27 protein-coding genes and 1 pseudogene are annotated in these 26,158 nt (G+C 68.6%); 15 read left to right on the top strand and 13 right to left on the bottom strand.

Annotation, left to right across the window (positions count from 1 at the left end):
• Positions 1-531 carry a DUF1942 domain-containing protein gene (locus A5760_RS08810; protein WP_064879807.1) on the top strand — a complete coding sequence of 177 codons (531 nt, stop codon included), beginning with the start codon at positions 1-3 and terminating at the stop codon, positions 529-531.
• Entirely contained in the window at positions 519-1,067 is a 549-nt protein-coding gene (locus A5760_RS08805) for a GNAT family N-acetyltransferase (protein WP_064879722.1), read from the top strand. The genes A5760_RS08810 and A5760_RS08805 overlap by 13 nt, the downstream gene beginning before the upstream one ends.
• On the opposite strand, the gene zapE is transcribed toward A5760_RS08805, so the two are convergent.
• Positions 1,045-2,166, bottom strand: a complete 1,122-nt coding sequence (gene zapE, locus A5760_RS08800) for a cell division protein ZapE (protein ID WP_155764262.1) — start codon at positions 2,164-2,166, stop codon at positions 1,045-1,047. The two genes, A5760_RS08805 and zapE, sit on opposite strands and share 23 nt — an antisense overlap.
• Between zapE and A5760_RS08795 the strand changes: the two genes are divergently transcribed.
• From A5760_RS08795 to msrB, 4 genes are all read left to right on the top strand, one after another.
• A complete protein-coding gene (locus A5760_RS08795) occupies positions 2,165-2,962 on the top strand; it encodes a pyrimidine reductase family protein (protein WP_064879718.1) in 798 nt (265 codons plus the stop codon). The genes zapE and A5760_RS08795 overlap by 2 nt on opposite strands.
• Positions 2,963-2,976: 14 nt before the next feature.
• Complete coding sequence (locus tag A5760_RS08790) at positions 2,977-4,542, top strand: alpha/beta fold hydrolase (RefSeq protein ID WP_064879716.1); 1,566 nt, start codon at positions 2,977-2,979, stop codon at positions 4,540-4,542.
• Positions 4,543-4,570: 28 nt separating this feature from the next.
• The gene (gene aftC, locus A5760_RS08785; protein WP_064879714.1) at positions 4,571-5,914 is read left to right on the top strand and encodes an arabinofuranan 3-O-arabinosyltransferase; all 1,344 of its coding nucleotides are present in this window, start codon (positions 4,571-4,573) and stop codon (positions 5,912-5,914) included.
• Between the two features lie 68 nt (positions 5,915-5,982).
• Positions 5,983-6,408: a peptide-methionine (R)-S-oxide reductase MsrB gene (gene msrB / locus A5760_RS08780; protein ID WP_064879712.1), complete on the top strand. Its 426-nt coding sequence runs from the start codon at positions 5,983-5,985 to the stop codon at positions 6,406-6,408.
• Between the two features lie 143 nt (positions 6,409-6,551).
• Here the strand turns inward: msrB and A5760_RS08775 are convergent, their stop codons facing one another.
• Genes A5760_RS08775 through hemE form a run of 4 tightly spaced genes read right to left on the bottom strand, consistent with a single transcriptional unit; the run spans position 6,552 to position 10,424 of the window.
• The gene (locus A5760_RS08775) at positions 6,552-7,304 is read right to left on the bottom strand and encodes a class I SAM-dependent methyltransferase (RefSeq protein WP_064879710.1); all 753 of its coding nucleotides are present in this window, start codon (positions 7,302-7,304) and stop codon (positions 6,552-6,554) included.
• Entirely contained in the window at positions 7,301-7,996 is a 696-nt protein-coding gene (hemQ, locus tag A5760_RS08770) for a hydrogen peroxide-dependent heme synthase (RefSeq protein ID WP_064879708.1), read from the bottom strand. The genes A5760_RS08775 and hemQ overlap by 4 nt, the downstream gene beginning before the upstream one ends.
• Before the next feature lie 5 nt (positions 7,997-8,001).
• Positions 8,002-9,378: a protoporphyrinogen oxidase gene (locus A5760_RS08765; RefSeq protein ID WP_064879706.1), complete on the bottom strand. Its 1,377-nt coding sequence runs from the start codon at positions 9,376-9,378 to the stop codon at positions 8,002-8,004.
• Positions 9,375-10,424, bottom strand: coding sequence for a uroporphyrinogen decarboxylase (gene hemE, locus A5760_RS08760; RefSeq protein ID WP_064879704.1), 1,050 nt, complete (start codon positions 10,422-10,424; stop codon positions 9,375-9,377). Before hemE ends, A5760_RS08765 begins: the two co-directional genes overlap by 4 nt.
• A gap of 87 nt (positions 10,425-10,511) precedes the next feature.
• On the opposite strand from hemE, the gene A5760_RS08755 reads away from it, so the two are divergent.
• From A5760_RS08755 to A5760_RS08745, 3 genes and pseudogenes are all read left to right on the top strand, one after another.
• Positions 10,512-11,321 carry an enoyl-CoA hydratase/isomerase family protein gene (locus tag A5760_RS08755; RefSeq protein WP_064879703.1) on the top strand — a complete coding sequence of 270 codons (810 nt, stop codon included), beginning with the start codon at positions 10,512-10,514 and terminating at the stop codon, positions 11,319-11,321.
• Between the two features lie 89 nt (positions 11,322-11,410).
• Positions 11,411-12,077, top strand: a pseudogene (locus A5760_RS08750) (DUF3000 domain-containing protein).
• Position 12,078: 1 nt separating this feature from the next.
• On the top strand, positions 12,079-13,374 hold the full coding sequence (locus tag A5760_RS08745; RefSeq protein ID WP_064879701.1) for an HRDC domain-containing protein: 1,296 nt from the start codon (positions 12,079-12,081) through the stop codon (positions 13,372-13,374).
• Here A5760_RS08745 and dxs read toward each other — a convergent pair.
• A complete protein-coding gene (gene dxs / locus A5760_RS08740; protein ID WP_064879699.1) occupies positions 13,371-15,296 on the bottom strand; it encodes a 1-deoxy-D-xylulose-5-phosphate synthase in 1,926 nt (641 codons plus the stop codon). The genes A5760_RS08745 and dxs overlap by 4 nt on opposite strands.
• Before the next feature lie 214 nt (positions 15,297-15,510).
• On the opposite strand from dxs, the gene A5760_RS08735 reads away from it, so the two are divergent.
• Positions 15,511-15,954: a CBS domain-containing protein gene (locus A5760_RS08735; protein ID WP_064879803.1), complete on the top strand. Its 444-nt coding sequence runs from the start codon at positions 15,511-15,513 to the stop codon at positions 15,952-15,954.
• Positions 15,955-16,000: 46 nt separating this feature from the next.
• Positions 16,001-17,290, top strand: coding sequence for an SLC13 family permease (locus tag A5760_RS08730; RefSeq protein ID WP_064879697.1), 1,290 nt, complete (start codon positions 16,001-16,003; stop codon positions 17,288-17,290).
• Here A5760_RS08730 and A5760_RS08725 read toward each other — a convergent pair.
• Positions 17,287-18,471, bottom strand: a complete 1,185-nt coding sequence (locus tag A5760_RS08725) for a class I SAM-dependent RNA methyltransferase (protein WP_064879695.1) — start codon at positions 18,469-18,471, stop codon at positions 17,287-17,289. The two genes, A5760_RS08730 and A5760_RS08725, sit on opposite strands and share 4 nt — an antisense overlap.
• A gap of 41 nt (positions 18,472-18,512) precedes the next feature.
• Positions 18,513-20,507, bottom strand: coding sequence for an APC family permease (locus tag A5760_RS08720; protein ID WP_064879801.1), 1,995 nt, complete (start codon positions 20,505-20,507; stop codon positions 18,513-18,515).
• Positions 20,508-20,633: 126 nt separating this feature from the next.
• On the opposite strand from A5760_RS08720, the gene A5760_RS08715 reads away from it, so the two are divergent.
• Together A5760_RS08715 and A5760_RS08710 are read left to right on the top strand one after the other, a co-directional pair.
• Positions 20,634-21,299 carry a potassium channel family protein gene (locus A5760_RS08715; RefSeq protein WP_142279296.1) on the top strand — a complete coding sequence of 222 codons (666 nt, stop codon included), beginning with the start codon at positions 20,634-20,636 and terminating at the stop codon, positions 21,297-21,299.
• Between the two features lie 28 nt (positions 21,300-21,327).
• Positions 21,328-22,005: a potassium channel family protein gene (locus tag A5760_RS08710; RefSeq protein WP_064879690.1), complete on the top strand. Its 678-nt coding sequence runs from the start codon at positions 21,328-21,330 to the stop codon at positions 22,003-22,005.
• Here A5760_RS08710 and A5760_RS08705 read toward each other — a convergent pair whose 3' ends face one another.
• Positions 22,006-22,662, bottom strand: coding sequence for a DUF3159 domain-containing protein (locus A5760_RS08705; protein WP_064879688.1), 657 nt, complete (start codon positions 22,660-22,662; stop codon positions 22,006-22,008).
• 53 nt (positions 22,663-22,715) lie between these two features.
• Positions 22,716-23,084 (bottom strand): OB-fold nucleic acid binding domain-containing protein, encoded by a 369-nt coding sequence (locus A5760_RS08700; protein ID WP_064879687.1) that lies wholly within the window; start codon positions 23,082-23,084, stop codon positions 22,716-22,718.
• A gap of 137 nt (positions 23,085-23,221) precedes the next feature.
• On the opposite strand from A5760_RS08700, the gene A5760_RS08695 reads away from it, so the two are divergent.
• Positions 23,222-23,920, top strand: coding sequence for a hypothetical protein (locus A5760_RS08695; RefSeq protein WP_064879685.1), 699 nt, complete (start codon positions 23,222-23,224; stop codon positions 23,918-23,920).
• Between the two features lie 5 nt (positions 23,921-23,925).
• Here A5760_RS08695 and A5760_RS08690 read toward each other — a convergent pair whose 3' ends face one another.
• Both A5760_RS08690 and dut read right to left on the bottom strand, forming a co-directional pair.
• Positions 23,926-24,699: a DUF3710 domain-containing protein gene (locus A5760_RS08690; protein ID WP_064879683.1), complete on the bottom strand. Its 774-nt coding sequence runs from the start codon at positions 24,697-24,699 to the stop codon at positions 23,926-23,928.
• Positions 24,696-25,160 (bottom strand): dUTP diphosphatase, encoded by a 465-nt coding sequence (dut, locus tag A5760_RS08685; protein ID WP_064879681.1) that lies wholly within the window; start codon positions 25,158-25,160, stop codon positions 24,696-24,698. The genes A5760_RS08690 and dut overlap by 4 nt, the downstream gene beginning before the upstream one ends.
• A gap of 25 nt (positions 25,161-25,185) precedes the next feature.
• Between dut and A5760_RS08680 the strand changes: the two genes are divergently transcribed.
• Positions 25,186-25,671: a DUF3093 domain-containing protein gene (locus A5760_RS08680; RefSeq protein ID WP_064879679.1), complete on the top strand. Its 486-nt coding sequence runs from the start codon at positions 25,186-25,188 to the stop codon at positions 25,669-25,671.
• 9 nt (positions 25,672-25,680) lie between these two features.
• Here A5760_RS08680 and A5760_RS08675 read toward each other — a convergent pair whose 3' ends face one another.
• Entirely contained in the window at positions 25,681-25,983 is a 303-nt protein-coding gene (locus A5760_RS08675) for a DUF4193 domain-containing protein (protein WP_036468275.1), read from the bottom strand.
• Between the last annotated feature and the right edge of the window lie 175 nt (positions 25,984-26,158).

The following is a 26,158-nucleotide window of genomic DNA, read 5'->3' as shown; positions in this document are numbered from 1 at the left end:
ATGCACCGCTGGCCGATGGTGGCGTCCGCCTTTCTGGTTGCCGTTGCCGGCGTCATCGCCGTCGTCGTCGGCGCGGTTCCGATGCCCCGCGCGTGGGCCGGGGACGCGCCGATCGGCCACATCGGGGACACGCTGCGGGTGGACAACGGCACGTTCATCGCCGACATCACGGTGAGCGGCGTAGGGCCCTGCGACCCGCCGCCCGGATTCGGCTACACCCGCGAAGGCACCTACAAGGGCTTTCCGGGCAGCACCGTCGAGCGCGCCGACGTGACCATCCGCGCGATCCGGGTGCCCAACCCGTACGTCATGGCGACCGTGATGGATTTCAACGGCGTGACCCCCAACGCCGACGCCTACAAGCCGCGTGCCTCCGATGCACCCGACGCGCTGGACAACGTGCTCGTCAACGCCCCGAACGGGGCGATCGTGCGCGGCGGCGTGTATTGGGACGCCTACCGCGATCCCGTCTCCACCGTCGTCCTACTGGACAAGAAGACGGGCTATCACCTGGCGCAGTGGAACCTCTGACCGGAACGTTACAGATCGCGCCGGCGGATTCCGGTGACGCCCCAGAGCTGGCCGCCGTTGCGGCACAAACCTTTCCGTTGGCGTGTCCGCCGTCGGCGACCGCGGAGAACATCGCGTCGTTCATCGACGCCAACCTGTCGGCCGCCCACTTCGCGCAGTATCTCGGCGATCCAAATCGCGCCGTCGTCACCGCGCGCCAGGACGGCCGGATTGTCGGTTACGCCATGCTGGTTCGCGGTGTCTCCGAGCACGCCGACGCCCAGCAGGCCGTCGAAATCCGCCCGGCCGCCGAGCTGTCGAAGATCTATGTCCTGCCCGACCGCCATGCGAGCGGGGCCGCGGCGGCGCTGATGCAACGCATGCTGGCCGTCGCGGCCGACTGGGGTGTTCGCTGCGTGTGGCTGGGCGTGAACCGGGCAAACCAGCGCGCACAACGCTTTTACCTCAAGAGTGGGTTCACCATCAATGGCACCAGGACGTTTCAACTCGGCGCCGGCATCGAGAGCGACTATGTCATGATCCGCGAGCTGGATTAGCCGCCGCGGTCAACGCCAGGAGCCGGGAAGTGGCCCGCAGATACTTCTTTCGGTATCCCCCGGCCAGCATCTCCTCGCTGAAGATGGTGTCCAGCTTGGTGCCCGAGGCCACCACGGGAATGCCCGCGTCGTAGAGCCGATCGGTCAGCGCCACCAGCCGCAGCGCGACGTTCTGATCGTCGAGGCCGTGCACGCCGGTCAGGAACACCGCGCTCACCCCCTCGATCAGCGTCAGATAGCGCGAGGGGTGCATGGTGGCCAGGTGCGCGCACAGCGCGTCGAAGTCGTCGAGCGTCGCGCCGTCGACCCGCGCGGCGCGCGCGGCCACCTCGTCGTCGGACAGCGGCTGCGGCGCGGGCGGCAGCCCGCGGTGCCGGTAGTCGGGCCCCTCGATCCGCACGGTGGTGAAAATGCTTGCCAGCGTGTTGATCTCACGCAGAAAATCCTGTGCTGCGAACCGGCCCTCACCGAGCTGCTCGGGCAGCGTGTTGGACGTGGCGGCCACCGAGACGCCGCGCTCGACCAGCGACGATAGGAGTCGCGAGATCAGCGTGGTGTTGCCTGGGTCGTCGAGTTCGAATTCGTCGATGCAGACCGCGGTGTAATCGGCCAGCAGCTCGATGCACTCGACGAAGCCGAACACCCCGGCCAGCTGGGTCAGCTCACCGAACGTCGCGAACGCCTTGGGCGCCGGGCCATCCGGTGACGCGCCGGGACCGTCGCCGGGCAGCTCGTAGTAGGCCGACGCCAGCAGGTGCGTCTTGCCGACGCCGAACCCTCCGTCCAGGTAGAGCCCGACGCCGGGCAGAATTTCTCGTCGGCCCAACAGTTTTCGCCGGCCGGCGCGACGCTCGACGGCCTGCCGGCAGAACTCCTGACACGCCACCACCGCGGCGGCCTGCGTCGGCTCCGCCGGATCGGGCTGGTACGTCGCGAAGCTCACGTCGGCGAAGGTCGGGGGCGGTCGTAACTGGGCGATCAGCCGCTGCGGCGACACCGTCGGGTGCCGATCCACCAGGTGGGCCACGCCGCCCGAAGCGCCCGCGGAGGTGGACCCGTGCATGCAGGAACTGTAGCGGCGTGCTGCAATCAGACTCATGTCCGACTCTGGCGGCCTCGAGAGTTTCGCGGCCTCCGCGACCTCGGAGACGCCGCTGTCCCTGCTCGGCTCGGTTCGCGGACTCGACGACGGCGACCTCCCCCGGCTCTACGGCTATCCCGAACACGACGGGACGTGGGTGCGGGCGAACTTCATCACCAGCGTCGACGGCGGGGCCACCACGGGCGGCAGCAGCGGCGCGATGGGCGGCCCGGGCGACCGGTTCATCTTCAACCTGCTGCGCGAGCTCGCCGACGTCATCATGGTGGGCGCGGGCACGGTGCGGATCGAGGGCTACTCGGGCGCCCAGGTTGGCGCCGCCGAGCGTCAGCGGCGGCAGGCCCGCGGCCAAAGCGAGGTCCCGCAGCTGGCGATCGTCACCGGATCCGGCCACCTCAACCGGGATATGCCGGTGTTCACCCGCACGGCGGTGCAGCCGCTGGTGCTCACCTGCACGGCGGCGGCCGAGCAGACGCGCCGCGCGCTCAGCGGCCTGTGCGAGGTGCTCGACTGCTCCGGCCGCGATCCCGAAAAAGTGGACGAGGCCGCCCTGCTGGCGGCCCTCGGCGCGCGCGGCATGCGCCGCGTCCTCACCGAAGGCGGGCCGACGCTGCTGGACTCGCTGATGCAGCGCGACATGCTCGACGAGCTGTGCCTGACGATCGCGCCCTGCCTCGTCGGCGGCCAGGCACGACGCATCGCGACCGGCTCGGGGCAGCTGCTCACCCGGATGCGGTGTGCCCACGTCCTGACCGACGACGCCGGCTACCTTTACACCCGCTACGTCAAGGCCTAGCTACTGTGGTCGGCATGAGTCGGCCGTACACGTGCGCCACGATCCTGGTTGCGGTGACCGCGTTGCTGGCCGGCTGCGTCCCGGGCCTGGCCGCCGATCCGCGCTTCGCCACCAATTCCGGTGCGCGGCCGCAGGGGGCGGCGACCTCGAAGCCGGCGCCCAGCGGCCCACCGCCGATCGCCGCACCCAAGAACGACTTGGCGTGGCACGACTGCACCTCCAAGATCTTCGCCGACGCGGCCGTCCCCGCCGCAGGCGGCGTCCAGCTGGACTGCGCGAACTACGACGCCGACCTGGACCCGGCCAACGGCGGGGGCGGAACCCTGAGCATCGGCGTGGTGCGAGCCCGCTCCGACAAGACACCCAAGGACGCCGGGCCGCTGGTCTTCACCACCGGCTCCGATCTGCCGTCCTCGGCGCAATTGCCGATCTGGCTGTCGCGGGCCGGCGCCGACGTGCTCGCCACCCACCCCATCGTGTCCGTCGATCGCCGCGGCATCGGGATGTCGAGCCCCATCGACTGCCGCGACAAGTTCGACCGTCAGCAGATGCGCGACCAGTCGCAATTCCAGACCGGCGACGACCCGGTGGCCAACCTCTCCGAGATCTCCAACACCGCCACCACCAACTGCGGCGACGCAGTCGGGATCGGGCCCAACGCCTCCTCCTACGACGACGCGCACGCCGCCTCCGACATCGAGCGGTTGCGCAGCCTGTGGGACGTGCCCACCCTCGCGCTGGTCGGCATCGGCAACGGCGCGCAGGTGGCGCTGGCCTACGCCGGATCACGGCCGGACAAGGTGGCCCGGTTGATCCTCGACTCACCGGTTGCGTTGGGCACCAACGCCGAAGCCGCCGCCGAGCAGCAGGTCAAGGGGCAGCAGGCCGCGCTCGACGCCTTCGCCGCGCAGTGCATCGCGGTGAACTGCGCGCTGGGCGCGGACCCGAAGGGTGCCGTCAGCGCCCTGCTGGCAGACGCCCGCGCCGGTAAGGGCCCCGGCGGCGCGTCGGTGGCGCAGGTGGCCAACGCCATCACCGTCGCGCTCGGCTATCCCGCCGGCGGCCGCGTCAACGCCACCACCGGCCTGGCCGACGCGCTCGCAGGCGCCCGCTCCGGCGACACCAACGCGCTGAACAACCTGATCAACCACGCCAACGCCATCCAGGACTCCGACGGCCAGTTCGTCAACGTGTGCAGCGACGCGGTAAACCGCCCCACCCCGGACCGGGTGCGCGAACTCGTCGTCGCCTGGGGCAAGCTCTACCCTGACTTCGGAACCGTCGCCGCACTGAACATGGTCAAGTGCGTGCACTGGCCCACCGGCTCGCCGCCGCCCATGCCGAAGACCCTCAAGGTCGACGTGCTGCTGCTCGGTGTGCAGCACGACCCGATCGTCGGCACCGACGGCGTCGCGGCGACCGCGGCCAGCATCATCAACGCCAACGCCGCCAGCAAGCGGGTGATGTGGCAGGGCATCGGCCACGGCGCCAGCATCTTCTCGGGCTGCGCCGTTGCGCCGCTGATCGGCTACCTCAGCAGCGGCAAATTGCCCAGCACCGACACCTACTGCCCGGCCTGACGCTGCTTTCCGGCCCGCGCGGGCGCCGGTGTACGGTGCGCTGGTGACGGCAGCTGAATCGACCCGAACCGGCCTGCGTGATCGGACCCTGGCAGCCTTTGGCCCCCGTACCGGCGCACCGAGCGTCACGACCGTGCTGCGGATGGCGTTGTGGCCGCTGGCCATCTTCTCGGTGCTGCACCGCAGCATCATCCTCACGCTCAACGGCAACATCACCGACGACTTCAAACCGGTGTACCGCGCGGTCCTCAACTTCCGGCACGGCTGGGACATCTACAACGAGCACTTCGACTACGTCGACCCGCACTACCTGTACCCGCCGGGCGGCACCCTGCTGATGGCCCCGTTCGGGTACCTGCCCTTCACGCCGTCGCGGTTTCTGTTCATCCTGATCAACACCGTCGCGATCCTGATCGCCTGGTACCTGCTGCTCCGGATGTTCAAATTCACGCTGTCCTCGGTCGCCGCGCCCGCCCTGCTGCTGGCCATGTTCTGCACCGAGAGCGTGACCAGCACGCTGGTGTTCACCAACATCAACGGCTGCGTGCTATTGGCCGAGATGCTGTTCCTGCGCTGGCTGTTGGACGGGAGGGTCAGCCGACAGTGGTGGGCTGGCCTGGCGATCGGCCTCACGCTCACGCTCAAACCCGTGCTGGGCCCGCTGCTGTTGCTGCCGCTGCTGAACCGGCAATGGCGGACGCTGATACCCGCGTTCGTCGTGCCCGTGGTGATCAACATCGCCGCCTGGCCGCTGGTCAGCCACCCGATAGAGTTCTTCACCAAAACGCTGCCGTACATCGGCGGCACCCGGGACTACTTCAACAGCTCCATCGAGGGCAACGGCGTCTACTTCGGCCTGCCCACCTGGCTGATCGTGTTCATGCGAATCATGTTCGTCCTGATCACGATCGGCGCGCTGTGGCTGCTGTACCGCTACTACCGCACCCGCGACCCGCTGTTCTGGTTCACCAGCTCCTCGGGCGTGCTGCTGCTGTGTTCCTGGCTGGTGCTCCCGCTGGCCCAGGGCTACTACTCGATGATGCTGTTCCCGTTCCTGATGACGGTGGTGCTGCGGAATTCGCTGATCCGCAACTGGCCCGCCTGGCTCGGGATCTACGGCTTCATGACGCTGGACGACTGGCTGATCTACCGGGCGATGAGATACGGCCGCGGGCTGCATTACCTCAAGATCACCTACGGCTGGTCACTGCTGCTGATCGTCGCCTTCACCGTGCTGCTCTTCCGTTACCTCGACGCCAGGGCCGAGAACCGGCTGGACGACGGCATCGATCCGGCGTGGCTGACGGCCGAGCGCGAGCGCGAGGCGGTCGCGCTCGCGGCGGAGCCGGGCGCAGCGGCTCACGTCCACTGAGCCGCGTTTTGATCGCGCGCTGACGGCCGAGCGCGGCGGATCGCGGCCGTGCGCGCTAGCGTGGATGCATGACCTCCCCCGACGTGTCGCAGCCCAAGGTGCAACTCAGCGACGACGAGTGGCGCAAAAAACTCAGCCCGGAAGAGTTCCACGTGCTGCGCCAGGCCGGCACCGAGCGGCCCTTCACCGGTGAATACACCGACACCAAAACCGAAGGCGTGTACCAATGCCGAGCCTGCGGTGCCGAATTGTTCCGCAGTACAGAGAAGTTCGAGTCGCACTGCGGCTGGCCATCGTTCTTCGACCCGGCGAAGTCCGAGGCGGTGATCCTGCGGCCCGACCACTCGATGGGCACGACGCGCACCGAGGTGCTGTGCGCGAACTGCCACAGCCACCTGGGCCACGTGTTCGCCGGCGAGGGCTACCCGACGCCGACGGACCAGCGCTACTGCATCAACTCGGTCTCGCTGCGGCTGGTGCCGGCGGGCGGATAGCCCGGGACCGTTTCCCAAAGTTCTGAGGAGTCCCGCGCCGGCGGGCCATGCCGATTGCCCAGTTGTCGCTGAAAGGTGGGCAAAAGCCCACTTGCCTTCCAACCGTTTACAATTCGGCGCGTACCGCTGGCACTGACGGCGATTCAGTCCACCCGGGTGGCGTGCACTTCCCAGAACGGCGCGTGCGCCCGGTCACCCTCGAGCCACGGCTCGATCACCCGGAAACGCTCCAGCAACTTCTCCGCCTGATCGGCTATGTCGGGGTTGCGTTCGGCCATCGCCTCGATGGAATCGACGCTGACGTTGACCCGGTAGGTGGTCGTGCCCAGGTAGGTGATCTCCCAGCCACCGTCCGGCAGCACGTCGCGAAAGTCGTTCTCCGACAACGACCGTAGCATCTTGAAACCGTTGACGTTGTGCTCGCCGAACTCGAACATGTACAGCCGTGCGCCCGGTTTGGTGGCGCGATGCAGCGCCTGCACATAGGACCGGCGCAGCTCGGGCTCGGTGCTGAAGGTGTGATAGAAGGCGCAGTCGACCACCGTGTCGAACCGGCCGTCGAACCCCTCCAGCTTCGTCGCGTCGGCCAGCTCGAAATTGACCGACACCCCGGCCTTTTGGGCGTTCTCCCGGGCCCGCTCGATGGCGCCCGCCGACCCGTCGATGCCGGTCGCCGAATATCCCTTGGACGCGTAGTAGATGGCGTGATGGCCCGGCCCGGTGCCCGGGTCGAGCACCTCACCCTTGATGGCGCCCAGCGCGACGAGCTGCTGGACCACCGGCTGCGGGCCGCCGATGTCCCACGGTGTGGCGGCCGGCAGACCGTGAGACGTCCGCTGGTCGCGGTACATCTCTTCGAAGCGGGTGGGATCGGTCGGGTCGAATGGCGTTGTCATGGCAGGGCGTTCACCAGCTGCTCGACGGGAACCCGGGGGCCGGTGAAGAACGGCGTCTCCTCGCGGGTGTGCCGGCGGGCGTCGGTGGCGCGCAATTCCCGCATCAGGTCGACGATGCGGTGCAGTTCGGGGGCCTCGAAGGCCAGCAGCCATTCGTAGTCGCCGAGCGCGAACGCCGGGACGGTGTTGGCGCGGACGTCCTTGTATTCGCGCGCGGCCATGCCGTGCTCGGCGAGCATGCGGCGGCGTTCCTCGTCGGGCAGCAGGTACCACTCGTAGGACCGCACAAAGGGATACACGCAGATGTAGGCGCCGGGTTCCTCGCCGGCCAGGAACGCCGGGATGTGGCTCTTGTTGAACTCGGCCGGCCGATGCAACGCCACGCTGCTCCACACCGGCGAACTGGCCCGCCCCAGCGCCGTGGTGCGCCGGAAATCGGCGTAGGTGGCTTGCAGCGCTTCGACGCGTTCGGCGTGGGTCCAGATCATGAAGTCGGCGTCGGCGCGCAGGCCCGCCACGTCGTAGAGGCCGCGCACCACGACGCCGCGCTCCTCCTGCTGCTTGAAGAACGTCGATGCTTCATCGATGACGTCGTCGCGCTGTTCACCGAGCTCACCCGGCTCTACGGAGAACACCGAGAACATCAGGTAGCGGATCGTGGAGTTGAGCGAGTCGTAGTCGAGCTTGGCCATGGAACCTATCGTGCCACCCGCGCGTCCAAGTCTCCGATGGCCCTGATCACACGTTCGGCGGCGCGACCGGCGGCGCCGACGCAGGCCGGCACGCCGATGCCGTCGAGGTAGCTGCCGGCCACCGCGAGCGTGGGGGGCAGGCCCGCCCGCACCTCGGCGACCAGGTCGGCATGGCCTGGCCCGTACTGCGGCATCGCGTCGATCCAGCGCTGGATGCGGACGTCGACGGGGTCGATGGTCAGTCCGAACACGGTGGCCAGGTCGCCAAGCGCCCAGGTCAGCAGCTCGTCGTCGGACGTGTCGGCCGCCACGCGATCGCCGAACCGCCCGAACGACAGCCGCAGCAACTGGGCGTCACCCCGGGCGCCCCACTTGCGCGACGAGAGCGTGATGGCCTTGGCCCGCAATCGTTCACCGGTGGCCACCAGCACGCCCGAACAGTCCGGGAACGCGGTATCGCCGGGCACGGCGAGCGCCATCACCACCGAGGATGCGCTGGTGATGCGGCCGGCCGCGGCGACGCTGCGGGGGGCGATCTCGGCCAGCAGCCGGCAGCACTGCCCCGCCGGCACGGCCAGGATCGCCGCGTCGGCGGCCCAGCGCGCGCCGGTGTCGTCGACCACCGTCCAGCCGGCGCCGTCGCGCTCGAGCCGCGACACCGCGGCGCGCACCCAGCGCGGGCGCCCGCGCGCGAGCAGCTCATCGATCAGCACCTGGTAGCCGCCCTCGAGCGACCCGAACACCGGCGCCCCGGTGGCCGGCGGCAGTGCCTGACCCACGGCGTCGGTCAGGCTGGTTGCGCCGCGGTCCAGCGCCACCGCCACCGTCGGGGCGGCCGCGCGCAGGCCGATGGTGGCCGAAGAACCCGCATAGACCCCGCTCAGCAGCGGATCCACCGACCGGGCCACCACCTGCTCGCCGAATCGCTCGCCCACCAGGTCGGCCACCGCGGGATCGACGCCCGGTTCCCATGCCAGCGGGCGGGTGGGCTCGGCCTCGATGCGGGCCACCGTGGCCTCATCGACCAGCCCTGCCACCGACGCCGCCGACGACGGAATACCGACCACGGTGCCCGCGGGCAGCGCACGAAGTTCCTGCCGGCTGTAGATCAGCGGGCGCGCACCCGTCGAAACCCGCTGGCGTCCAGACAAATTCAGTTCATCCAGCAGTGCGGGCATTTCGGGTCGGCGCAGGACGAAAGCCTCGGCACCCATGTCCATCGGAGCCCCGCCGACCGCCTCGGTGCGCAGGACGCCGCCGAGCCTGTCTCCGGGATCGAACAACGTGATCGCGGCGTGGTCACCGACGGCCATGCGGAGCCGATAGGCCGCCGTCAGACCCGAAATACCGCCCCCCACAACACAATACGAGGGAGAAGTCATAGGGAGTGGACCAGCGACACCAGGTCGGTCAGCACGCCGGGATCCGTTTCGGGCAGCACGCCGTGGCCGAGGTTGAAGACGTGACCGGCGGCGCCGGCGTCGATCGCGCGCCGGCCGTCGTCCACGACCGCGCGTGCCGCGCGCTCCACCACCGGCCAGCCTGCCAGCGCCACCACCGGATCGAGGTTGCCCTGCAACGCCGTACCGGGTTGCACGCGGGCGGCGGCGTCGGCCAGGGAGGTTCGCCAATCCACGCCCACCACGTTCGCACCGACCGAGGACATGGCGCCCAGCAGTTCGGCGGTGCCGACCCCGAAGTGGGTCATCGGCACGCCGTAGTCGGCCAGCGCGGCGAACACCCGGGTGCTGTGCGGCTGCACGTAGGTGCGGTAATTCGCCAGGGACAGCGCCCCGGCCCACGAGTCGAAAACCTGGATGGCGTCCACCCCGGCCTCCAGCTGCACGCGCAAGAAACCCACGGTGATGTCGGTCAGCTTCTCCATCAGCGCGTGCCAGGTGTCCGGCTCGGCCAGCATCATCGCCTTGGTGCGCGCGTGGTGGCGGCTGGGGCCGCCCTCGATCAGATAGGACGCCAACGTGAACGGGGCGCCCGCGAAGCCGATCAGCGGCACGTTGCCGAGCGCGGCCACCAGCAGCGACACCGCGTCGGACACCGGCTGAACCCGTTGCCGCTCAAGGGGTTTGATGGCGGCCACGTCGGCGGCGGTGCGCACCGGCGACTCGATGACCGGCCCGACCCCGGCGACGATGTCCAGGTCGATGCCCGCCCCGAGCAACGGCACCACGATGTCGGAGAACAGGATCGCCGCGTCGACGTGGTGGCGGCGCACCGGCTGCAGGGTGATCTCGCAGACCAGCTCGGCGTCGAAGCAGGCCGACAGCATGTCGGTCTGGGCCCGCAGCGCCCGGTATTCGGGCAGCGAGCGACCGGCCTGCCTCATGAACCACACCGGCACCCGGTTGGGTTTGCGGCCGCTCACGGCGGCCAGATACGGCGACTCGGGGAGGTCGCGGCGAGTACTCATCAGCCCTAATGCTGCCATGACCGCAGAACACCGAACTGCGCTGCGTACGATCAACGACCGCGACCGTTTGAACGTCAGGAGCTCGAGATGCCAGTGAGTCAGCCCCCAGCGAGCTACGACGCGTTTCCCAGCCTGCGCTGCGAACTCGGGGAAAACGGGGTGCTGACGCTGGTTCTCGACTCCCCCGGCCTGAATTCGGTCGGGCCGCAGATGCACCGCGACCTCGCCGACATCTGGCCGGTGATCGACCGCGATCCCGCGGTGCGCGCCGTCCTCGTCCGCGGTGAGGGCAAGGCCTTTTCCTCCGGCGGCAGCTTCGACCTGATCGACGAGACGATCAATGACTACGAGGGCCGGCTCCGCATCATGCGCGAAGCCCGCGACCTGGTGCACAACATGATCAACTGCGACACCCCCGTGGTGTCGGCCATCCGGGGGCCGGCGGTGGGCGCGGGCCTGGTGGTAGCGCTGCTCGCCGACATCTCGGTGGCGGGCCGGACCGCAAAGCTGATCGACGGGCACACCAAGCTGGGCGTGGCCGCCGGCGACCACGCCGCCATCTGCTGGCCCCTGCTGGTCGGCATGGCCAAGGCCAAGTACTACCTGCTGACCTGCGAGACGCTGCTGGGCGAGGAAGCCGAGCGGATCGGGCTGGTGTCCACCTGCGTCAACGATGATGACGTGCTGTCCACCGCCACCGGAATCGCCGAGAACCTGGCGCTGGGCGCGCAGAACGCGATCCAGTGGACTAAGCGCAGCCTCAACCACTGGTATCGCATGATGGGCCCAACCTTCGAGACCTCGGTGGGCCTGGAATTCCTCAGTTTCAGCGGTCCCGACGTGCAGGAAGGCCTGGCCGCGCACCGCGAGAAACGCCAGGCGCGTTTCACCCGCTGACTGCGGCTTGAGCTGCACATATAGCTTTGGTGGAGGCCTGGTAACGGCTTGGTCGCGGCCGGTTTGAAACGCGGCGCGCCTGTCGCGGCGTGTCGGGGTGTGGGTCTAGCGTCGATCCCTGTGACCCGTGCCGTGACGACGCAGAACGGTCGGGATGAACAGGAGCGGCGCCAAGTGACCTCATCCGAACCGGCCCCATTCCGCGAGGCGGTGGCGGCGATGAACGCCGTCGTCGTGCGGTCGGAGATCGAGTTGGGTCCCATCCGGCCGCCGCAACGCTTGGCTCCCCACAGTTACGCCCTGGGCGCCGAGGTCAAACATCCCGATACCGACATCATTCCCGAGCGGTCCGACGGCGACGCCTTCGGACGATTGATCCTGCTGTACGACCCCGAAGGGGCCGACGCGTGGGACGGCACCATCCGCATGGTTGCCTACATCCAGGCCGACCTTGACCCCAGTGAGGCGGTCGACCCGCTGCTGCCCGAAGTAGCGTGGAGCTGGCTAGTCGAGGCACTGGAGTCACGTATGGAACAAGTCGTCGCCCTGGGCGGCACCGTCACCGCCACCACGTCGGTGCGCTACGGAGACATCTCCGGGCCGCCGCGCGCCCACCAGCTCGAGCTGCGTGCGTCCTGGACCGCGACGTCGCCCGCGGTCGGCGGGCATGTCGAGGCGTTCTGCGAGGTATTGGAGCACGCCGCGGGCCTACCACCCGCAGGAGTCACCGATCTGAGCTCGCGGTCACGCGCCTAGCATGGGCGAACCGTCGGCCGACGGGCCGGGCAGCAGCGCGCCCGGCGACCTAGGCACCGACCCCGCCCCCACCCCGCTCCGGCAGCCCTCCGGGGGCGTCCCGCCCATCTCGGTCAGCGTGCACGAGATCGAGGCCGCGGCGAAGCGACTGGACCGCGGGCACGGGCCGTTCGCGGTGGACGCCGAGCGGGCGTCGGGTTTCCGTTACTCCAACCGGGCCTACCTGATCCAGATCCGCCGAGCCGGTTCCGGCACCGTGCTGATCGATCCGGTGAGCCACGGCGCCGACCCGCTGCAGGCCCTGCGGCCGGTGGCCGAGGTCCTGGGCAGCGACGAATGGATCCTGCACTCGGCCGACCAGGACCTTCCGTGCCTGGCCGAGGTGGGTATGCGGCCGCCGGCGCTGTATGACACCGAACTCGCCGGACGGCTGGCCGGGTTCGAACGCGTGAACCTGGCGACCATGATCGAGCGGCTGCTGGGGTTCGGGCTGGCCAAGGGGCACGGCGCGGCCGACTGGTCCAAACGGCCCCTGCCCGGCGAATGGCTCAACTACGCCGCGCTGGATGTGGAACTGCTCATCGAGCTGCGCGCCGCGATCGCCGATGTCCTGGCCGATCAGGGCAAAACCGATTGGGCCGCACAGGAATTCGACTACCTGCGCGACGCGGGTACGAAAGATCCGGGTGCCGCCGTGCGCCGGGACCGGTGGCGGCGAACGTCGGGCATCCACCGGGTGCGCGATCAGCGGGGCCTGGCCGCGGTCCGCGAACTGTGGTTGACGCGCGACAGCATCGCGCAGCGCCGCGACATCGCGCCGCGCCGCATCCTGCCCGACTCGGCCATCATCGATGCGGCCCTGGCCAACCCGACGACCGTCGAGGAACTCGTCGCGTTGCCGGTGTTCGGTGGGCGCAACCAGCGGCGCAGCGCCGCGACGTGGCTGGGGGCGCTGGATGAGGCCCGGCGGAACAAGAACCCCCCCAAGGACAGCGAGCCGCCGAACGGTCCGCCGCCGCCGGCGCGGTGGAGCAGGCGCAAACCGGAGGCCGCCGCCCGGCTGGAAGCCGCGCGCGCGGCGCTGTCCGAGGTCTCCGAGCGGGTCCACGTCCCCACCGAGAACCTGGTCTCGCCGGACCTGGTGCGACGGCTGTGCTGGGACTGGGCGCCCGCGCCCGATCCGTTCGACGCCGTCGAGACGTTCCTGCGCGCCGGACAGGCGCGGCCGTGGCAGCGGGAATTGGTGGATCCGGTTCTGGCCCGCGCGTTGCAGGCCCCGCCCGCGCCCGCTGACTAGTCGAGGTGCTCGCGGATCCCCGCTTCGGTGACACCGCTGCCCAGCGCGGCGACCCAACCGGTGATGCGGCGGGCCACGTCCTGGTCGGTCAGCGCCAGATCCGACAGCAGCTCACCGCGCGAAGCGTGCTCGTAGAACTGCTGCGGCAGCCCGACATCGCGGCACGGAACGTCGATCTCGGCGCGGCGCAGGGCGGCCGACACCGCCGAGCCCACCCCGCCGTTGACGCCGTTGTCCTCGCACGTGACGACGAGCTTGTGCTGGGCCGCCAACTCCAGAACGCTCTCCGAGACCGGCAGCACCCAGCGCGGGTCGATGACCGTGACGCCGATCCCCTGGTCCTGGAGCCGCCTGGCCACCGCCAGCGCCATCGGCGCGAACGCGCCGACGCCGATCAGCAGCACGTCGTGGTTACACCCGGCCGCCGGGACCGCGAGCACGTCGACGCCCGAGATGCCCGATCCGCGGCGCTCGATCACCGGAATGTCGTCGCCCACATCACCTTTGGGGAAGCGCAGCGCCGTGGGGCCGTCGTCGACGTCGAGCGCCTCACCGAGTTCCTCGCGCAACCGGGTGGCGTCCCGGGGTGCGGCCACCCGCATGCCGGGCACGATGCCCAGCATCGACATGTCCCACATGCCGTTGTGGCTGGCGCCGTCCGAACCGGTGATGCCGGCCCGGTCGAGCACCATGGTGACGGGCAGCTTGTGCAGCGCCACGTCCATCATGATCTGGTCGAAGGCCCGGTTGAGGAACGTCGAATAGATGGCCACCACCGGGTGCATGCCGCCCATGGCCAGGCCGGCCGCCGACGTCATCGCGTGCTGCTCGGCGATGCCGACGTCGAACAAGCGGTCCGGGAACTGCTGCCCGAACGGGGTCAGCCCGGTCGGGCCGGGCATCGCCGCGGTGATGGCCACGATGTCGCGGCGCTTCCGGGCGTAGCCGATGAGGGCGTCGGAGAACGTTGCCGTCCAGCCGGGTCCGGCGATCTTGGTCGCCTGGCCGGTGACCGGGTCGATGACGCCGCAGGAATGCATCTGCTCGGCCTCGTCGTCCTCGGCCGGGGCGAAGCCCATCCCCTTACGGGTCATCACGTGCACGATCACCGGGCGGCCAAAGCCGCGGGCGTGCCGCAGCGCGGCCTCCACCGCGCGTTCGTCGTGACCGTCGACGGGGCCGACGTACTTCAGGCCCAGATCGGTGAACATCAGCTGCGGCGACAACGAGTCCTTGATGCCGGCCTTGACGCTGTGCATGACGCGGTAGGCGATCTTGCCGACCAGCGGCAGCGCGCGCAGCGCGTCGCGGCCCCTCTCCAGGGCCTGCTCGTAGGCCGGCTGCAGCCGCAGCGAGGCGAGATGGTCGGCAACACCGCCGATCGTCGGTGCATAGCTGCGGCCGTTGTCGTTGACCACGATGATGACCGGGCGGCCCGAGGCGGCGATGTTGTTCAGCGCCTCCCAGCACATGCCGCCGGTGAGCGCGCCGTCGCCGACAACCGCGACCACGTGCCGGTTGCGGTGCCCGCTGAGTTCGAAGGCCTTGGCCAGGCCGTCGGCGTAGGACAACGACGCGCTGGCGTGGCTGGACTCCACCCAGTCGTGCTCGCTCTCGGCACGCGACGGATACCCGGACAGCCCGCCCTTCTTGCGCAGGTTCTCGAACTCGCGGGAGCGGCCCGTCAGCATCTTGTGGACGTAGGCCTGATGGCCGGTGTCGAAGATGATCGGATCGTGGGGTGAGTCGAACACCCGGTGCAGGGCGAGCGTCAGCTCAACCACGCCCAGATTGGGCCCCAGGTGTCCCCCGGTGGCAGCAACCTTGTGAATCAGGAACTCGCGAATCTCGGCGGCCAGATCGCGAAGCTGATGTTGGGAAAGGTGCTGCAGATCAGCGGGCCCGCGGATCTGTTCCAGCATCCAGTCAGTGTACGCAGCGCCCGCGGCGTGGTCCCGTTAGAAGTCCACCATTTCCGTCATCCGCCGCCCCGGCCGCACCTTTGGTAGCGTCAATGCGCGGTGAGCCGGGAAGCCTGGTCGGCAATGAATTCCGAGCTGTCCCCGACCCCGGAGTGCCGCCATGAGCCTTGACGTCGACCACACCACACGCGATGTGCGGTCGTATCGTCACAGCATGCGCGCCGAGCAGATCGCCGAGGATTTTCCAGTAGTCAGCGTCGACACGGAGGCGCTGGCCGCGGCGCGCATGCTCGCTGAGCACCGATTGCCCGGCCTGTTGGTCACCGACGCCTCCGGGAGCCCCTACGCGGTGCTCCCCGCTTCCCAGGTGGTCCGATTCATCGTGCCCCGCTATGTACAGGACGATCCCTCACTGGCCGGTGTCCTCGACGAGCCGATGGCGGACCGCTGCGCGGAAAAGTTGAGCGGCAAGAAGGTGCGCGACGTGCTGCCCGACCATCTGGTGGACATACCGCCGGCCAAAGCCGACGACACCATCATCGAGGTGGCGGCGCTGATGGCTCGACTGAGAAGCCCGCTGGTCGCGGTGGTCAAGGACCGCAAGCTAATTGGAGTGATCACGGCGTCGCGTGTGCTCGAGGCGGCGCTGAAGCCTTGATTTCAAACAATTTCTCGATCAAAGGTGTGCGGGCGCGGGAAAAGCGATGAGCGTCATCGCGATCGTCGTGTTTTTGGTCGCTTATGCCCTGATAGCCAGCGACCGCATCAACAAGACATTGGTGGCGCTGACGGGCGCCGCGATCGTTGTCTTATTACCGATCATCAGATCCGAAGACATCTTCTACTCCCAAAGCACCGGAATCGACTGGGACGTCATCTTCTTGCTCTTCGGCATGATGATCATCGTCAGCGTGCTGCGCCAGACCGGTGTGTTCGAGTACGTCGCGATCTGGTCGGCCAAACGCGCCCGCGGCTCCCCCCTGCGAGTCATGATCCTGTTGGTCGCGGTCACCGCGGTCGCGTCGGCGCTGCTGGACAACGTCACCACGGTACTGCTGATCGCGCCGGTGACGCTGTTGGTGTGTGACCGACTGGCGATCAACGCGGCGCCGTTTTTGATGGCCGAGGCCTTCGCATCGAACATCGGCGGCACGGCGACATTGGTCGGCGACCCACCCAACATCATCATCGCCAGCAAGGGCGGCCTGTCCTTCAACGACTTCCTGATCCATCTGGCGCCGATCGTGGCCATCGTGATGGTCGTGTTGATCCTGTTGCTGCCGCGCTTGTTTCCCGGTGCCTTCACCGTCGATCCCGAGCGGGTTGCCGACGTGATGTCGTTGGAGGAGCGCGAGGCGATCCGCGATCCCCGGCTGTTGATCACGTGCGGCGCGGTCCTGGTCGCGGTGTTTGCGGCGTTCGTGGCGCACTCGCCGCTGCATATGGACCCCTCGGTGGTGGCGCTGTTGGGCGCCGGCGTCCTCGTCGTGGTGTCCAAGCTGGACCATTCCGATTACCTGTCCAGTGTCGAGTGGGACACGCTGCTGTTCTTTGCGGGTCTGTTCATCATGGTGGGCGCCCTGGTGAAGACTGGTGTCGTCAAACAGCTCGCGCACGTGGCGGTCACCGCCACCGCCGGCAACACCTTGGTCGCAACGATGGTGATTCTCACGGTGTCGCTACTGATCAGCGGGATCGTCAACAACGTTCCCTATGCCGCGACAATGGCACCGATCGTCGCCGATTTGATTCCAGCCCTGAACGACCACGTCAACCCGGGCGTCTTGTGGTGGGCCCTGGCGTTGGGCACCGACTTCGGCGGCAACCTCACCGCCGTCGGAGCCAGCGCCAACGTCGTCATCCTCGGAATCGCCCGGCGCGCAGACAGTCCCATCTCCTTTTGGGAGTTCACCCGCAAAGGCATAGTGGTCACCGCGGTGTCGGTCGCGCTGTCGGCGCTCTACCTGTGGTTGCGGTATTTCGTGTTCGGCTAAGCGCGCCGGGTCAGCAGCGCGATGCATTCGGTGTGATGCGTCAGCGGGAAGGCGTCGAACACCTTGATCTTCTCGACGGTGTAACCGTGCCCGAGGTAGATCCCGATGTCGCGGGCGAAAGATGCCGCCTCACAACCGATGTGCACCACCCGCGGGATGCCGGCGGCGGCCAGCAGATCGATGACCTCGCGCCCGGCCCCCGCCCGCGGCGGATCCAAGACCGCCACGTCGGCACGCCCGCGCTGCGCGGCCAGCGCAAGCCGCACCGAGTCGGTGACGATGTGCACCTGCGTCAGATCGGCCAGGGCGGCCCGGGCGGCGCGGGTCGACGCGCGCGAGGTGTCGACGCTGAGTACGCGCCCGGACGGGCCCACGGCATCGCCGAGCACCGCGGCGAAAACGCCTGCGCCGCCGTACAAATCCCATGCGCGCATGCCGGTGCCCAGCTGCGCCCAGTCGGCGACCAGCTCGCTGTATACCCCCGCCGCGTCGCGGTGCGCCTGCCAGAAGGCGGTCACCGGCACCTGCCAGCTGCGCCCGGCCACTCGCTGCACCGCCTCGTAGCGACCCTCCACCACCTTGGTCGCGGTCTGCCTGCCCTGCCGCAGCGTGCGCACCACGTGGCGCGCGCCGTCGTCGTCGACGGCCACGTGCAGCTGGGCGGCCGGCGGCCACTCGAGGTCGGCGAGCCCGTCGAGCATGCCCGCCGGCAGCTGCGCACAACGCAGGTCGGTCACCAAATCATCGCTGTGGTACCGGTGAAAGCCCGGGCGACGGTCGGGGCCTACGTCGAGCCGAACGCGGGTGCGCCACCCGGTCGGCGCGGAATCCGCCAGCGGCTGGGCCTCGCCGCTCCACGCATGCCCGCCGAGGCGCTCGAGCTGGTTGGCCACGACATCGGCCTTGAGCGTGCGGGTCACCTCGGGATCGGCGAACGCCATGTCGCAACAGCCGGCGCCGTCCACCCCGGCGATGGGGCACAGCGATGCGATACGGCCCGGCGCCGCGTCGATGACCTCGATAACCTCTGCGTGCCAATAGGATCCGCGATCCGCGGTGACCCGGACACGCACCCGCTCACCGGGCAACGCATACCGGACGAACACCACACGGCCTTCGTGGTGCGCGACGCAGCTGCCGCCGTTGGCCGGGGCATCGGTGGTCAGGGTCAGCTCCCCCACGGGGGGCGGAGTTGCGCGCGGCGCGCGGGTCGATTCGCGGGTCAATCGAAGATTCCCCGACGAGCGTCACCCGGCGCCACATGCGGCTGCAGGGTTTTGCGCCGTTCCGACGAACTCAACTGCCACGGAACCGAAGTCACCATGACGCCCGGCATGAACAGCAGCCGGCCCTTGAGCCGAAGGGCGCTCTGGTTGTGCAGCACCTGCTCCCACCAGTGGCCCACCACGTACTCCGGGATGAACACCGTCACCACGGTGCGGGGCGACTCTTCCCGGGCCCGCTTGACGTATTCCAGGACGGGACGGGTGACTTCACGATACGGCGATGAGATCACCTTGAGCGGGACGCTGATATCGCTTTCCTCCCACTTGTGCACCAGCTCGCGGGTTTCCCCGTCGTCGACGCTGACCGTCACGGCCTCCAGAACGTCGGGCCTGGTGGCCCTGGCGTAGGCCAGCGCGCGCAGCGTCGGTAGGTGCAGCTTCGACACCAGCACCACGGCGTGATTGCGGCTGGGCAGCACCACGTCGTCCTGGGCGGCAGCCTGCTCCGCCAGCTCGCGGTTCACGGTGTTGTAGTGCCGGTGAATCATTTTCATGATTCCGAACAGCAGGCCCATCGCGAACAGCGCGATCCACGCCCCGGATGCGAACTTGGTCACCAGGACCACCAGCAACACCGCGCCGGTGGACAGCAATCCGACCGTGTTGACCACCCGCGAGCGCATCATCTTGCGCCGCGCCCGCGGATCGGTTTCGCTGCGCAGCAACCGGGTCCAGTGCCGCACCATGCCGATCTGACTCAGGGTGAACGAAATGAACACGCCGACGATGTACAGCTGAATCAGGGCGGTGACCTCGCCGCGGAACGCGATGATCGCAAGCAGCGCCGCCCCGGACAGGAACAGAATGCCGTTGGAGAACGCCAATCGGTCTCCGCGGGTGTGCAATTGGCGCGGCAGATAGCTGTGCTGCGCCAGGATCGAGCCGAGCACCGGGAACCCGTTGAAGGCGGTGTTGGCCGCCAGCACCAGAATGAGGGCGGTTACCGTGGCGATCAGCAGGAACCCGATATGGAAGCTGCCGAACACCGCTTGCGCCAGCTGGGTGACCAGGGTCTTCTGGTAGTAACCCTTCGGCGCCCCGCCCAGTTGCGTCGCGGGATCCTCGACGAGCTGAACCCCGATCTGCTGGGCCAGCACGATGATTCCCATCAGCAGGGTCACTGCGATGCCGCCCAGCATCAGCAGGGTGGTCGCCGCGTTGCGCGACTTGGGTTTCTGAAACGCCGGCACCCCGTTGCTGATCGCCTCGACACCCGTCAGCGCCGCACACCCCGACGAGAACGACCGCGCCACCAAGAACGCCAGCGCGAAACCGACGACCTGGCCGTGCGCGGAGTGCATCTGGAATCCGGCGGATTCGGCCCGCAGCGGATTGCCCAGCACGAAGATCCGGAACAGACCCCAGCCGATCATCACCAGCACGCCGATGATGAACGCATAGGTCGGGATGGCGAACGCCAACCCGGACTCGCGCACCCCACGCAGGTTCAGCGCCATCACCAGCAGGACGGACACCACACAGAAGAACACCTTGTGCTGGGCCACGATCGGGATCGCCGAGCCGATGTTCGCCATCGCCGAGGCCGTCGAGACCGCAACGGTCAGAACGTAATCCACCATCAACGCGCTGGCGACCACGAGCCCGGCGGTGTCGCCGAGATTAGTGGTGACCACCTCGAAGTCGCCGCCGCCGGACGGGTAGGCGTGAACGTTCTGCCGGTAGCTGGCCACCACCACCAGCATGACCGCGGCCACCGCAAGCCCGATCCACGGTGTCAGCGCGTACGCCGTCACCCCGGCCACCGAGAGCATCAGGAAGACCTCCTCGGGCGCGTACGCAACCGAGGACAGTGCATCGGAGGCGAACACCGGCAAGGCGATCCGCTTGGGCAGCAGCGTGTGACTCAGCCGGTCGCTGCGAAACGGCCGACCGATAAGCAACCGACGGGTGGCGGTTGAAAGTTTGGACACGAGAGCCAAGAGTAAGCCCAGACGGCCCTGGCGGTAGCGTTCGTAGGAGAATGTTCGCCGACCGAAACGGCCGGCCGACGTGGGTTGCCGGTGAAGGGCGCAGGACGCGGCCGAGAGGACCTCAAGTTGCGAGTAGTGGTGATGGGCTGCGGCCGGGTCGGTTCTTCGGTCGCCGACGGGCTCTCCCGCATCGGTCACGACGTCGCGGTCATCGACCGTGACAGCACCGCGTTCAATCGCCTCAGCCCCGAATACGCCGGCGAGCGGGTGCTGGGGCAGGGATTCGACCGAGATGTGCTGCTGAGGGCCCGCATCGACGAAGCGGACGCGTTCGCCGCGGTGTCCTCCGGAGACAACTCCAACATCATCTCGGCGCGGCTGGCCCGGGAGACGTTCGGCGTCAAGCGGGTGGTGGCCCGCATCTACGACGCCAAACGCGCCGAGGTCTACGAGCGGCTGGGCATTCCCACCATCGCGACCGTGCCCTGGACCACCGACCGCCTGCTCAACGCGTTGCTGCGTGAGACCGAGACGGCCAAGTGGCGCGATCCGACCGGCACCGTCGCCGTGTCCGAGGTCGTCCTGCACGAGGACTGGATCGGGCATCGGGTCACCGACCTGGAGCAGGCCACCGGCGCCCGGGTCGCGTTCCTCATCCGGTTCGGGGCCGGCGTGTTGCCGGAACCCAAATCGGTTATCCAGGCCGGCGACCAGGTGTATGTCGCCGCGATCTCCGGCCGCGCCGCCGAGGCGGTGGCCATTGCCGCCCTGCCACCCAGTGAAGACCTGTGATGAATTCGAGCGTTGAGGAGCGGCGCAGATGAAAGTAGCTGTAGCCGGCGCCGGGGCGGTCGGCCGATCGGTCACCCGCGAACTCATCGGCAACGGCCATGATGTGACGCTGATCGAACGTAATCCCGATCACGTCGACGTCGACGCCATCCCGGCCGCGCACTGGCGACTGGGCGACGCCTGCGAACTGAGCCTGCTGGAGTCGGTGCACCTGCAGGAGTTCGACGTGGTGGTGGCCGCGACCGGCGACGACAAGGCCAACGTCGTGCTAAGCCTTTTGGCCAAAACCGAATTCGCGGTGCCGCGGGTGGTGGCGCGGGTCAACGATCCCCGCAACGAATGGCTGTTCACCGACGCGTGGGGGGTCGACGTGGCGGTGTCGACGCCGCGCATGCTGGCGTCGCTCATCGAAGAGGCCGTCGCCGTCGGCGATCTGGTGCGGCTGATGGAGTTCCGCAAGGGGCAGGCCAACCTGGTCGAGATCACGCTGCCCGACGACACGCCATGGGGCGGCAAGCCGGTGCGCAAACTGCAACTGCCCCGGAACACCTCGCTGGTGACGATCCTGCGCGGCCCGCGGGTGATCGTGCCCGAGGAGGATGAGCCGCTGGAGGGCGGTGACGAGCTGCTGTTCGTCGCGGTCGCCGAGGCGGAAGAGGACCTGCAGAAGCTGCTGCTGGGCAGCCACAACCCGGCCGGCGGCTGATCAGTCGGTGACGGCGCCGGGTTCCACGTCGACCGCCGAGGCACCCGCGGCGGCGATGGCGCGTTGCGCCGACTTGATCGCCGCGTAGGTGGCCAACGCGGCCAGCACGGTCAGCGGCCAGCCCATCGCGATCCGCGCCACCGCCAGCCAGCCGGTCCGGTCGGCGTCGTACAGCAGTCCCTGAACCACGAACCGGGCGGCGAACACCAGCACCCAGCCCACCGAGGCGACGTCGAACGCGTAGACGGCCCGGGGAACCTCGCGCCAGCCGTCACCACGCCCGGCGGCCCAGCTCCACCCGTAGCCGACCAGGGGACGGCGGATCAGCACCGACGCCGCGACCACCACGGCCCACACCAGCGACATCCAGATGCCCAGCAGGAAGTAGCCCTTGGACTCCCCCAGCACGTAGGCGATCAGTGCGCACAGCGCGACACCGAAGAAGCCGGAGAACGCCGGCTGTGGGGATTCGCGTCGAATCAACCGCCACACCAGGATCAGCGCGGCCACACCCAGCGCGGCCATGATCGCGGGAACCAGTCCCGACACGCTCGAGGCGACGACGAAGACCACCACCGGCAGCGACGAATAGATGACACCACTGACCCCGCCTGCCTGTGCCAGCAGACGTTCCGGGTTGATGCGGTTAGAGGTCATTTGTTCCGATGCGCCCGAGTCCCGCGGGGTTGCCCCAAGATCTTCGGGGTCGGTCACCGCTGAATTTCGTAGTGCGGGTTGTAGATCGCCTTGGTTCCGTTCTCCAGCTTGCCGAGGCGTCCACGCACTCGCAGGGTGCGGCCCGAGTCGATGCCCGGGATGCGGCGCTGTCCCAGCCATACGAGCGTGACGGTGTCGCTGCCGTCGAACAATTCTGCGCGTACTCCGCCGGCGCAGGCCCTGCCGTTGCACTCGACGCTACGGAGCGTCCCCACCATCGTGACCTCTTGGCCACGCTCGCAGTCGATCGCCCGTTGCGCGCCGGTGCTTGCGACCTCGTCGGACAGTTCCTCCGAGTCGCGCTGCTCCGGATCCTCCGTCAATCGACGGGTCAGCCGGCGCAGATACCCTTGGGCCCTCATGGCCACTCCTGACAATGCTGATAAGCCTCGACGCTTCCATTTATGCCAACGGACACCGTAGACCTCTTGGTTCCCCAGCGCCAACCGACTCAAACGTCGTGTTGGAGGGCAACTGAACGGCGGGGCACTATCAAGAGGTGGTGGTCGATCTGCGCGGTGTCACGACGGTGTTGTTGCCCGGAACCGGCTCCGACGACGACTACGTTCACCGGGCATTTTCCGGTCCCTTGTCCGAGCTCGGCGCGCTGCTGGTGACCCCGCGGCCGCGGCCCGACCGGTTGATCGAGGGCTACCTGAGGGCGCTGGATGACGCGGGCCACCAAGCGCCGATCGCTGTGGGCGGGGTCTCGATCGGCGCCGCGGTGGCGGCCGCCTGGGCGCTGGCCCATCCCGACCGGACGGTCGCGGTGCTGGCCGCGCTGCCGGCCTGGGCGGGCGCTCCCGGGGCCGCGCCCGCGGCCCTTGCTGCGCGGTATTCGGCGTCACAGTTGCGCGCCGACGGGCTGGCGGCGACCACGACCCAGATGCGGGCATCCAGCCCGGCCTGGCTGGCCGACGAGCTGACCCGGTCGTGGGGCGCCCAATGGCCGCATCTGCCCGACGCCATGGAGGAGGCGGCCACCTACGTCGCGCCGAGCTGCGACGAGCTGGCCGGGTTGGCCGCGCCGCTGGGCGTGGCGTCCGCGGTCGACGATCCGATCCATCCGTTGCAGGCCGGGCTCGACTGGGTCGCCGCCGCGCCGCGCGCGGCGCTGCGGACGGTGACGCTGCATCAGATCGGCGCGGACCCGGCCGCCCTGGGGGCGGCCTGCCTGGGCGCGCTGGCCGACCTGTAGCCGGCTCAGCCGCCGGTGGTGGTGCGCAGCTGCTGCATAGCCGACCCGTCGACGCTGCGGCGCGCGGCCGGTTCGTTGGTCGGCGCCTGCTGCCCCTCGGCCTGTTGAGTGTCTTGCTGTGCGGCCTGTTGCGCGGCGGCGGCCTCGCGCAGCTGCTGCGCCATCGGCTCGGGCAGCTGCACGGTCAGCGGTGTGCGTACCGGAAGCGGCGTGTCGCCGCGCCGAACCACGGTGTCCGCCAAGGCCGCTCGCGCCTCCTGCTCCAGGGCCTCCATCGTCTCGTGCGGGCCGTTGATGACACAGCGGATCATCCAGCGGTAGCCGTCGACGCCGATGAAGCGCACCACGCCGGTCGCGGTGCCCACCACCTCGCGACCCCACGGGCCGTCCTTGATGCTGACCTGGGCCGAGTCGTTGCGCAGTGATTCGGCGAGCTCGCCGGCCACCTCGCGCCACAGGCCGCCGGTCTTGGGCGCGGCGTAGGCGGCGATGGTGAAGCGCCCGTTGGGCGTGACGACCCAGACCGCGCTCGGCACACCGGTTTCGGTCAGCTCGACCTGCAGCTGGCCGGCCTCCGGCATGGGGATCAGCACCGAGCCCAGGTCGAGCCGCGCCAGCTCCGCGACCGCGGGGTCGTCGAAGTCCTCGATGTCGAACGGGCCCTCGAGCTCGTCGGGAGTCGGCTGGTCGGCGTCGGGGGCCCCGACCTCGTCGGCCGCCGAGGTGTCGGCGCCGGAGGCGTCGTCGTCTTTGGGTGTGCGTTTACCGAATGCCATCACAAACTCGCATGTCCGCCGGAGGAACCGTGACCACCATCGCCACGGGATGTTTCGGCCAGCCCGGCCTCGTCGAACGACGACACCTCGACCAACTCCACTAATTCGACTCGCTGCACCAACAACTGGGCGATGCGATCGCCGCGGTGCACCACGATCGGCTCGGTCGGGTCCAGGTTGATCAGCGCAACCTTGATCTCGCCGCGATAGCCCGCGTCGATGGTACCCGGACTGTTGACGATCGAAAGTCCAACTCGCGCAGCCAGTCCCGAGCGTGGATGCACCAAGCCGACCATTCCGAACGGGATGGCGACCGCGACCCCCGTCCGCACCAGGGCGCGCCGCCCGGGTTCTAATTTGACGTCTTCGGCGCTGAACAGATCGATCCCGGCGTCGCCCTCGTGGGCGCGGCCGGGCAGCGGAAGCTCGGGGTCAAGACGGACGATGGCCAGACTGGTCGACACGGGGCCACAGACTACCCTTGACTGCGTGTCCGATACGCGCGTCGCGCCGCACAACGTGCGGTATCGCGAACGATTGTGGGTTCCGTGGTGGTGGTGGCCACCGGCCTTCGCGCTGGCCGGCATCATCGCTTTCGAATTCAACATGGGGGTCACCCGCCAGTCGTCCTGGTGGCCGTACGCGACCCTGTTCGCGGTGGCGGCCGCGGCGCTGCTGTGGCTGGGCCGCATCGAGATCCGGGTCACCGCCGACCCGGCGGCGCCGGGCGAGGTGCAGCTGTGGGCCGGCCAGGCGCATCTGCCGGTCACCGTGATCTCCCGGTCTGCGGAGATAGCGGCCTCGGCCAAGTCCGCAGCCCTGGGGCGCCAACTCGACCCAGCGGCGTACGTGCTGCACAGGGCATGGGTAGGGCCGATGATCCTGGCGGTACTCGACGATCCGGACGATCCGACGCCGTACTGGCTGGTGAGCTGCCGTCACCCCGAGCGGGTGCTGTCGGCCCTGACACAGTGAGGGCAGCTATCAGGCCGCGCAGTCGGTACAGATCATCACGCCGTTCTTCTCGCTGGCCAGCCGACTGCGGTGTTGCACCAAAAAGCAGCTCGAGCAGGTGAACTCGTCCGCCTGCTTCGGGATCACACGCACCGACAGTTCTTCACCAGACAGGTCGGCACCAGGGAGTTCAAAATTCTCAGCGGATTCAGATTCGTCGACATCGACGACGGCCGAAGCCGCCTCGTTCCGTCGCGCTTTGAGCTCCTCCAGCGAGTCCTCCGAAACGTCGTCAGTCTCGGTACGCCGTGGAGCGTCATAGTCGGTAGGCATTGCCCTATCCCCTCACATGCCCTCGTTATCCAAGCATCGCTTTGTACCAGCGTCGAACGCATCCACCAAACGATTCGTGCCCGTATCCCGGCCCATTAAGGTGTGATTTGCATCACACCCCTATTTTTACCCTTGCGCTCGTGTCTGAACAGTGGGTTTAGCGTGCGGCTAGAGT

Origin of the sequence: Mycobacterium colombiense (genome assembly GCF_001665835.1) — a bacterium.
GTDB classification, from domain to species: Bacteria; Actinomycetota; Actinomycetes; order Mycobacteriales; family Mycobacteriaceae; genus Mycobacterium; species Mycobacterium colombiense_A.
This window is presented reverse-complemented; position numbering and strand designations above follow the sequence as displayed.

Coding starts and splice junctions, on each gene's coding strand:
- A5760_RS08790 (WP_064879716.1), top strand. CDS start 2,977: ATGAGTCGGCCGTACACGTGCGCCACGATCCTGGTTGCGGTGACCGCG.
- A5760_RS08745 (WP_064879701.1), top strand. CDS start 12,079: ATGGGCGAACCGTCGGCCGACGGGCCGGGCAGCAGCGCGCCCGGCGAC.
- hemQ (WP_064879708.1), bottom strand. CDS start 7,996: ATGGCCAAGCTCGACTACGACTCGCTCAACTCCACGATCCGCTACCTG.
- A5760_RS08705 (WP_064879688.1), bottom strand. CDS start 22,662: ATGACCTCTAACCGCATCAACCCGGAACGTCTGCTGGCACAGGCAGGC.
- A5760_RS08795 (WP_064879718.1), top strand. CDS start 2,165: ATGTCCGACTCTGGCGGCCTCGAGAGTTTCGCGGCCTCCGCGACCTCG.
- A5760_RS08700 (WP_064879687.1), bottom strand. CDS start 23,084: ATGAGGGCCCAAGGGTATCTGCGCCGGCTGACCCGTCGATTGACGGAG.
- A5760_RS08675 (WP_036468275.1), bottom strand. CDS start 25,983: ATGCCTACCGACTATGACGCTCCACGGCGTACCGAGACTGACGACGTT.
- A5760_RS08810 (WP_064879807.1), top strand. CDS start 1: ATGCACCGCTGGCCGATGGTGGCGTCCGCCTTTCTGGTTGCCGTTGCC.
- A5760_RS08730 (WP_064879697.1), top strand. CDS start 16,001: ATGAGCGTCATCGCGATCGTCGTGTTTTTGGTCGCTTATGCCCTGATA.
- zapE (WP_155764262.1), bottom strand. CDS start 2,166: ATGAGTCTGATTGCAGCACGCCGCTACAGTTCCTGCATGCACGGGTCC.
- msrB (WP_064879712.1), top strand. CDS start 5,983: ATGACCTCCCCCGACGTGTCGCAGCCCAAGGTGCAACTCAGCGACGAC.
- A5760_RS08775 (WP_064879710.1), bottom strand. CDS start 7,304: ATGACAACGCCATTCGACCCGACCGATCCCACCCGCTTCGAAGAGATG.
- dxs (WP_064879699.1), bottom strand. CDS start 15,296: ATGCTGGAACAGATCCGCGGGCCCGCTGATCTGCAGCACCTTTCCCAA.
- A5760_RS08755 (WP_064879703.1), top strand. CDS start 10,512: ATGCCAGTGAGTCAGCCCCCAGCGAGCTACGACGCGTTTCCCAGCCTG.
- hemE (WP_064879704.1), bottom strand. CDS start 10,424: ATGAGTACTCGCCGCGACCTCCCCGAGTCGCCGTATCTGGCCGCCGTG.
- A5760_RS08735 (WP_064879803.1), top strand. CDS start 15,511: ATGCGCGCCGAGCAGATCGCCGAGGATTTTCCAGTAGTCAGCGTCGAC.
- A5760_RS08710 (WP_064879690.1), top strand. CDS start 21,328: ATGAAAGTAGCTGTAGCCGGCGCCGGGGCGGTCGGCCGATCGGTCACC.
- A5760_RS08765 (WP_064879706.1), bottom strand. CDS start 9,378: ATGACTTCTCCCTCGTATTGTGTTGTGGGGGGCGGTATTTCGGGTCTG.